The organism is Synechococcus sp. R60.1 (assembly GCF_047461835.1).
GTDB lineage: Bacteria > Cyanobacteriota > Cyanobacteriia > Thermostichales > Thermostichaceae > Thermostichus.
In genome coordinates, this window is the sequence record NZ_JANSIA010000117.1 from 1 (window position 1) to 7376 (window position 7376).

The 7376-nt window shown below is 58.0% G+C and carries 9 protein-coding genes; 4 read left to right on the forward strand and 5 right to left on the reverse strand.

Annotated features, from left to right (window positions below):
* The first annotated feature begins 123 nt into the window (after nt 1-123).
* Both NW834_RS12800 and NW834_RS12805 read left to right on the forward strand, forming a co-directional pair.
* Entirely contained in the window at nt 124-483 is a 360-nt protein-coding gene (locus tag NW834_RS12800; protein ID WP_414383531.1) for a KGK domain-containing protein, read from the forward strand.
* A gap of 13 nt (nt 484-496) precedes the next feature.
* Nucleotides 497-751 carry an HNH endonuclease gene (locus NW834_RS12805; protein WP_414419437.1) on the forward strand — a complete coding sequence of 85 codons (255 nt, stop codon included), beginning with the start codon at nt 497-499 and terminating at the stop codon, nt 749-751.
* A gap of 69 nt (nt 752-820) precedes the next feature.
* On the opposite strand, the gene NW834_RS12810 is transcribed toward NW834_RS12805, so the two are convergent.
* The gene (locus NW834_RS12810) at nt 821-1813 is read right to left on the reverse strand and encodes a YgfZ/GcvT domain-containing protein (RefSeq protein WP_414419436.1); all 993 of its coding nucleotides are present in this window, start codon (nt 1811-1813) and stop codon (nt 821-823) included.
* Between the two features lie 94 nt (nt 1814-1907).
* Here NW834_RS12810 and NW834_RS12815 point away from each other — a divergent pair, with 94 nt between their 5' ends.
* Together NW834_RS12815 and NW834_RS12820 are read left to right on the forward strand one after the other, a co-directional pair.
* Nucleotides 1908-3443 carry a hypothetical protein gene (locus NW834_RS12815; protein ID WP_414419435.1) on the forward strand — a complete coding sequence of 512 codons (1536 nt, stop codon included), beginning with the start codon at nt 1908-1910 and terminating at the stop codon, nt 3441-3443.
* 301 nt (nt 3444-3744) lie between these two features.
* A complete protein-coding gene (locus NW834_RS12820; protein ID WP_414357973.1) occupies nt 3745-3987 on the forward strand; it encodes a hypothetical protein in 243 nt (80 codons plus the stop codon).
* On the opposite strand, the gene NW834_RS12825 is transcribed toward NW834_RS12820, so the two are convergent.
* The 4 genes from NW834_RS12825 to NW834_RS12840 all read right to left on the reverse strand — a co-directional run bounded on the left by NW834_RS12825 (nt 3984) and on the right by NW834_RS12840 (nt 7175).
* The gene (locus tag NW834_RS12825; protein WP_414357971.1) at nt 3984-4916 is read right to left on the reverse strand and encodes an AEC family transporter; all 933 of its coding nucleotides are present in this window, start codon (nt 4914-4916) and stop codon (nt 3984-3986) included. The genes NW834_RS12820 and NW834_RS12825 overlap by 4 nt on opposite strands.
* A gap of 26 nt (nt 4917-4942) precedes the next feature.
* Nucleotides 4943-6202, reverse strand: coding sequence for a 4-hydroxy-3-methylbut-2-enyl diphosphate reductase (locus tag NW834_RS12830; RefSeq protein ID WP_414419612.1), 1260 nt, complete (start codon nt 6200-6202; stop codon nt 4943-4945).
* 198 nt (nt 6203-6400) lie between these two features.
* Complete coding sequence (locus NW834_RS12835) at nt 6401-6676, reverse strand: lipopolysaccharide assembly protein LapA domain-containing protein (RefSeq protein WP_414357966.1); 276 nt, start codon at nt 6674-6676, stop codon at nt 6401-6403.
* Nucleotides 6677-6728: 52 nt separating this feature from the next.
* On the reverse strand, nt 6729-7175 hold the full coding sequence (locus NW834_RS12840; RefSeq protein ID WP_414419611.1) for a pentapeptide repeat-containing protein: 447 nt from the start codon (nt 7173-7175) through the stop codon (nt 6729-6731).
* Nucleotides 7176-7376 lie beyond the last annotated feature (201 nt).

Sequence of the window (7376 nt, forward strand, 5' to 3'; positions counted from 1 at the left end):
AAGCTCAAGATTGCTTTAGCGAGCTCGACAGCCCTCCAGATCAGGAGGCATTGGATCTCTTTTGGATGACATTCGGGAGGATGCAAGCTCATAAAATGAACTGGGTAGAGCGGAGTTCGTACCATGGCTGAGCCAATGCTTTTCAAATCTGCTGATACACAGACTGTTGTTCAAGTTGGTGACCAGGTTTATCTCCCAAACACTTTGCATGAAGTGATCGTCTCTTTTCTCCTAAGCAACAGAGATTCAATAAACAAATACCTTGAGTCTAAGAAAATTAGTACTGATATAATAAGCCTAATAAGCGGGATAAGTTCTCGACTATTGCGACCCGGTCGAGGATGGGTTTCTGGACAAATATCGATTAAAATCTGCCTGGAGTTTGTTCCCGAAGATCAAACTTTGGCTTCTGAAGCCCTAGATCAAGATCACGTTTCCATTGACGCTGCCGCCTCTCCTTTAGATGACTTGCGGGCCACTTAGGTTTTGATCGGCCATGAGGGAAACAAGAACGAGTCAGCGCATCTTCATCCCAGCATCTGTGCGGGAGTATGTTTTCCAAAGAGACGGCTTCCGTTGTCGCGGTTGCGGAAAGTCGCCCCCAGAGGTTCAGCTTCAGATTGATCACATCCTTCCCATTGCCCAAGGGGGCAGTAACGACATCAGCAATCTGCAAACGTTGTGCAAAACCTGCAACCGACGCAAAAAGGATCGACGGGATCCCCGCTTTCGCCGCCACTTTGACCTATAAGTTCTGGATCCTTTGCCCGCGTTTCTCCCTTGAAGCGGGAGAGGGGAGGTCTCTGCCGCAAAAACAATCCTAGACAATAGGCGGGAAACTCAAAAACGGCATTCGGGTCAGCACTCCTGGCACTGAGCCGACTTCTACTTCCAGCCCCTCGGCAGGATTGAATTTGGTGCGCACGTATCCCAATCCCAGGTACTCTTGCGAAGTTAGGCCTGCACTGGTCAGCAGCCCAATCTTTTCCCCCTGCCGCAAAATCTCTGTGCCAGGATGAGCTTCTCCTTGGAGGCGGATCCCCCACAAAGTTTGCCGAATGCGCCGGTAGGTTACCTGCTTGGCCAAGACTTCCTGGCCAACGTAGCAACCTTTGTCAAGGGAAACAGCTCGCCACAGGCCGGCTTCTAGGGGGTTGTAGTCTGAGGTCAGCTCTCGGTCGGCGGCGGGGCGACCCGCTTCTAGGCGGAGGACTTCCCACAGCTCAGGTGGGGCCAGCTTGGCTCCGGCTTGGAGCAAGCATTCTTCAAGAGCGACTTTCTGGTCAATGGTGCCCCAGAGGGTAAACCCCGGCTGGGCAAGACCCGTGCCACAAGCCAGATGGACAGGGATCCCCTGGATCTCCACGGGGCGGTGCTCATGAGGCCCGGTCGGGATCTCTTCTGAGCTCACCACTTGCTCCAGGAGAGCCTGACTCTGGGGGCCGAGCAACCCAAAACCAAAGGTCTGGTCCGTCTCATCTTTCAACTGTGCTCCCCGCACCAAAGGCAGCATGCGCCCCAAACTCTGCATCAGCAGGCTGCGCCGCTGGGGTGAAGTCCAGATCCAGCAGTCTTCTTCTCCCACGTACACCGTTGCCAAATCCAGGATGCCGGCGGTGGGGGTCACGAAAACCGTGTCGGCCCCCTGCCCTGGCTGGAGGGCCTTCAGATTTTGGGTGCTTTGGTTGTGCAGATAGTCCAAGCCTGGGGATCCCTTCATGCGCAAGCGGCCCCACCCGGAGCGGTCTAGAAGCAGGGATCCCGTCTGTGCAACGGGTTGGCCCTCTGTGGGAACAGCAGAAAGAAGAGACATCGCTCACCCCAGAGATGGGCTTTGGTTTTCTTCTCTACCCTAGAATAGGCTAGTTCACTCCACCGTCTGTGGCAGACCCCCGGCGTACTGAACTGTGATTGAGGTTGAAGTCCACCAACAGTTGCGGCAGCTTTTGCGGCAGTCTCCCGAAGCCCTGTGGCCCCACCAGTTGACGATGGCTCGCATGGTGGCGCGAGGGTTGCGGTTGGGTCGCAGCACCTTGATCCAGGTGCCTGCTGGGGGTCAGCACCGCCTCAGTTATCTGCTGCCGGCCCTGATGTGGCCCAACCCCACCTTGCTCTGTGCCACAGCTCCTGTGCAGGCGCAAATTTTGGGGGAAGAGATCCCCTGGCTACAGCACACCCTGCAGTTGCATAAGCCCGTCCTGCAAAAAGACCGTTGGCCGGATCCCGATTTCCAGGGGTTGCTGTTGGTGGATCCCCTGGATTGGCTGCAAGCTCGCTTGAGAAAGGGATCCTCGCAAGTGCCGACAGGGATCCCTTTGATCCTGGATGGAGCCGAAGACCTGGAAGATTGGGCCTACCAGGCGCTAACGGTGACCCTGGAAGCCAGCCATTGGCAACAGCTCCGGCAAATCTTCCCTGCCGAGGCGGAGCAGCTCTCCCAGGTTCAGGTCAATTTGTCCCTGCAGCTTTTGCGGCGGCCTCTTTCCCGCTGTCTGCTTCATGCGGATGAACAGGTTCACCTGGATGCTGTGCTGTCTTTGGTGACAGGCTACCCCGGCTGGCTGCCGGATCCCTGGGATCAAATCCGCCGGCGGCTCAGCTCTGAGGGGGATCCCGTCTCCAAATGGATTTGGTGGGCCGAAACCGACCGAGAAACCGGTCGCCTCACCCTTCACCACAGCCCGGCGGCTCTGCAGGATTGGTTGGCCCCCATTTGGGCCACACAGCCGGTGGTGATTATCGGGGAAGCGCTGGATCTGGATCGCCAGGCGGAAACCTATCGGCGACGGTTGGGCTTGCCGGATCTGACGCCGTTGCGGTTTGCCTCAGGCGAGGGTTGGCCCCGTTCCGGCGGGGCGGAGCTTTCCCTCTACTTGCCGCGCCTCCCCCTGCCCAACAGCCCTCTATTTCGGGATCACCTGCTGCAAGAGCTGAAAAAGCTGATCCCTCAGGCGCAGGGCTTCGTGGTGGTGTTGGTGTCGGATCAACCTCTGCAGGCACAGGTGGGGGCGGCTTTGGCTGCCGAATTCGGCTCGCGGGTGCGGGTAAACAGCCCTTTTCCGGGCGAAAAGGGCATTTTGGTCTGCGACTGGCCCTACTGGCTGCACCACAAGGCCGGCTTGCCGCGCCCTGAGCTGATGGTGATCGCCACTTTGCCTTTCCCTTCTGTGGAAGACCCAAGGGTGGCCGGACGGGTGCAATATCTGCAACGCACCCAGCAGGACTGGTTTCGTCAGTACCTTTTGCCGGTGGCTGCTGCCCAGTTGCAACGGGCCGTCGCGCCTCTGCGGCAAGGCTCTGATTCGGGAGAAGACCCCAGCTCCCCCACCCGATGGGTGGCTATTTTGGATAGCCGCATTATCGTCCGCAGCTACGGCGTCTCTCTTCTCAATGCCTTGGGGCCAACTTTACGGGTCGAGCAGCGCAGCCAATTGTTCGTTTAGGGATCCCTGGGCCTCTTGCTCGAGTTGATGGGATGTATGGTCATTTTAAACAGGAATGAAACATTTCTGTCCAGCTCCTCTCTCCCTCTGGGAGAAGGTCTGGGGGTGGCCGCGGAAGCAGCGCGGAACGCCTGGGGAGTGTCTCAATCTAGTTTGGAATGACTATATTGAGGATTTTTTGGCTTGAGCGACTGAGAGAAGGCTTGCTCAGCATAGAGGGGAGATTTGTATCCCAGAGAGCCAAAGCCAACTGGGATCCAAGCTATTCTGAGGGTGAATCACTCCTACTCACCTTCCTCTCATGACCAATCCTGCTCTCAGCTCCGTTCACGCTCGCAATAGCGGTGCGGAGCACTCCAGCGAGCCAGAGGCCCTCACAGCACTGCGCACGCAAGCGGTTTGGAAGCCGTTGCGGCAGGCCATTGTGGAAAGCTCGGGTTTTCGAGGATGGCTACAGGGACAGGAGCCGCCTGGCCAGGAAACTGAGCTGGATCAACTGGTGCATCGCTACCTAGAGCAGACGTTGTCTCACCTGGCCTATTAGGATCCCCAGAGTCCCAGCCAGAGAGGCAAGGTCAGCAAGGCGGCTAAGTACCCCACGGCCAAGGCAGTTACGGTAATTTCCCGATCCAAGTCGTATTCTTCCGTGAGCACCAGGGTGGCGATGGCGGGGGGCATACCGCTCTGCAGGACCAGCACCAGCTTGGCCAGAGGCGGGTAGGGGGTGAAGGCAAGGCCGATTCCCACCAAGAGCGGCACAATCACAATTTTGATCAAGAGGGCCACTCCGGCGGCAAGAAAGGATCCCCAGCGCTTCACCTGGGCCAGCCGCATCCCCAAAATCATCAAACTGAGCGGGATCATGCTCCAGGCAAAAGCCGCCAACCCTTGAGAGAGCCAACCCGGCAGGGGTTCGCGCGTCAGCAGTAGGCCCATAGCAAAAGACCAAAGAGCAGGGGTGCGCAAAATGTGGAGGCCCACCTGCCAAGGTTGGGCATGGGAACTGCCGTGGCGGCTGGCCACCCACACGCCAAACCCGTAGGCCATGAACAGAGTGCCCAGCAGATCATAGAACAGGGCCCAGCCAAAGTAAGCCCTTCCGGCCACAGCCAGACAGATGGGATAGCCCAAATACCCGGTGTTCCCCAGGGTGGCGGTTAGGTGAAAGCTGCCCTGCTGGGCACTGCTCCAACAGTTGTGGCGCTGCCACCACAGCCAAGCGCTGGTCAAGGCAAACCCCAGCCCCACCGACAGCCAGCAGATCAGGGGAGCAACCCAGATTTGACCCGACAGATCCACTCCCTGCATAAACCCAACAATGCTGAGGGGCACTCCCACCCAAAACATGAATCGCCCCAAGGCGTGGGGATCCAGCCAACGCTTCCAGTCGCCGGGCAGCCCCTTCTGGAGAAAAAAACCCAGCAGCGTCCAGCCCAGCAAGGGAGGATAAACCTGAAAAAGGGTGTTGAGCACGCTCAAGAGGGAGAGGGAAGGGATCCCTAGGCAGGGATCCGCCGAGGTTCTTCACGCAGGGCGAAGATGCGTTGAATCACCTCTTCAACAACGCGGTCTGGGGTAGAGGCACCGGAGGTAATGCCGATTTGCACCGGCCCGGCGGGCAGCCAACCTTCGGTAACTGTCGGGTCTTGGTGAAGGGGCTTGTGGCGGATGCGGTTGTTGGGTTGGATGCAGTCGGGGCCATCGATGTGGAAGGAAGGCAAGCCCTTGGCCAGGGCAATTTCCTGCAGGTGGGTGGTATTCGAGGAATTAAACCCCCCGATCACCACCACGACATCCAAAGGTTGCTCCAGCAGCTCGAACATGGCATCCTGCCGCTCTTGGGTGGCATTGCAGATGGTGTTGAAGCTCATGAAGTGATTGTCCAACTCCTGGGGGCCATATTTGCGCAGCATGGTGGTCTCAAACAGCTTGGCAATGGCGCGGGTCTCCCCTTCCAGCATCGTGGTTTGGTTGGCGATGCCGATCCGCTCTAGATCGCGATCCGGATCAAAACCGGGGGAAGTGGCCTTGCCGAAGCGCCGCCGAAATTCTGCCGCATCTCCGCCTTGCAAAATGTAGCGAGCGACCCATTCTGCTTCTTCCAGGTTCAGCACCACCAGATATTTTTCGGCAAAGGAGCTGGTGGCTACGGTTTCCTCGTGGTTGTACTTGCCGTGGATGACAGAGGTGAATTGAGCCGCGCGGTGCTTGTCCACTTGGTTCCACACGCGGGAAACCCAGGGGCAGGTGGTATCGACGATCTCATTGCCCTGCGACCGGAAAAACGCCATTTCCGAGGCACTCGCCCCAAAAGCAGGCCAGATCACCACATCTTGAGGCCGGATCTGAGAAAAGTCCTTCTTGCCGTCCGGGCCTTTCTCCACAAAGCGGATCCCCATCTCCTTCAGGTGCTGGTTTACCAGAGGGTTGTGGATGATCTCGTTGGTGATCCACAGTTGCCGATCCGGAAAGCGTCGCCGCGCTTCATAAGCATATTCCACCGCCCGTTCCACGCCCCAGCAAAAGCCAAAGGCCCTGGCCAGGTGAATGGTAATGTCGCCCCGCTGATAGCGGTAGGACTGGGCACGGATTTGCTCCACAAGGGGGCTTTTGTAGGTGGTTTGCAGCTCCAGTTGAGCCTGATCCTTGTGTTCTTCAAATCCCTTGGCGAAGTAGGTGCTGGATCCGCGCAGGGCTTTGCGCAGGGCCCGTGGGTCTTGGGGAGAGGGATCCGGGGAAGTGGGTTGGGAATGAGGCATGGTTACGGTTGGAGATACGCACTGATCAAGCAGACGGCGAAGGGATCCTGATCTCAGCTTACGCCCAGTCTCAGTCGGCGAGCTATTTCGGCACGCTTTCCTCAGGGCCACCGACAAAATCGTCCAGCAAGTCAACGGCGGGATCGAAGCTGTTGAGCCACAGCCAGAAAGCAGAGGGACCCCTTTGGCAATTGTGCGTTATTGGGGCGGTTGATCCTGCATTTCCAGTTGGCGCACCCGTTCCTGTAATTGGCGGGCGGTGGCAGAAAAGCTGCGCCCAGGCCAGAGGAGAGAGCCCAGCCCCACCGTCAACAGGCCCAGGCCGACGGCCACGGCGATGAGGAATCCCAAGGGCAGCTCCACCGAGCGCCACATCAAGAAGTGTACGGTCAGGGTGGTGGGGTTTTGTCCGGCCAGGACTGCCACTCCCACAGCCAGCAGCAGTGTCAAGACCAGGTTGAACAGCAGTAACATCAGGGATCCCGTCGCAACAGTTCCATTCTGCCTTGTCTGCTGGGGGGGTGGCTCAAGCCCGCACACTCCCGTCGGGTAGGGTGGCTCCGCTGAGGTCAGCGCCGGTCAGCACTGCTCCGCCGATTTTTGCCCCGCTTAGATCGGATCCCTGCAGTTGTGCACGGGTTAGCTTGGCTTCCCAAAGGTAGGCACCGTGCAAGTTGGCTTCCCGCAAGTCGGCAAAGCTGAGATCCGCGCCGATCAAGTTGGCTTCCCAAAGATTGGCCCCGCGGAGGTTGGCCCCCATCAAGTTGGCCGAGCTGAGATCGGCGCCGCGCAAATCGGCTTCCTGCAGGTTAATGCCACTCAGCTTGCCAAAGGAGAGGTTGGACCCTCTCAGATTCACCCCTTGCAAGTTGGAGCGCACCAAGTCCACCCCCACCAGGTTGGATTCTTGAAAGTTGCGCTCGCCAGAGGCATATTCTGTCAGCAGCTCGTCAGCAGTTGTCACTCGGGGCATGGCCGGATACTGCCATCCGTGCGTTAAGCTTAACAATTTCTGGCTGCTCAACGGGGTACTGATGACCGCTCCGAAAGACCTACGAAACGCTAACAAACACTTCCAGAGTGTTCAGTGCCTGTCGCGTCTGATACATTTACGCTGAACACTGCTGAACATCACTGTTCAACTATGCAGCGATAGCATTCTGTTTGTTTCCAA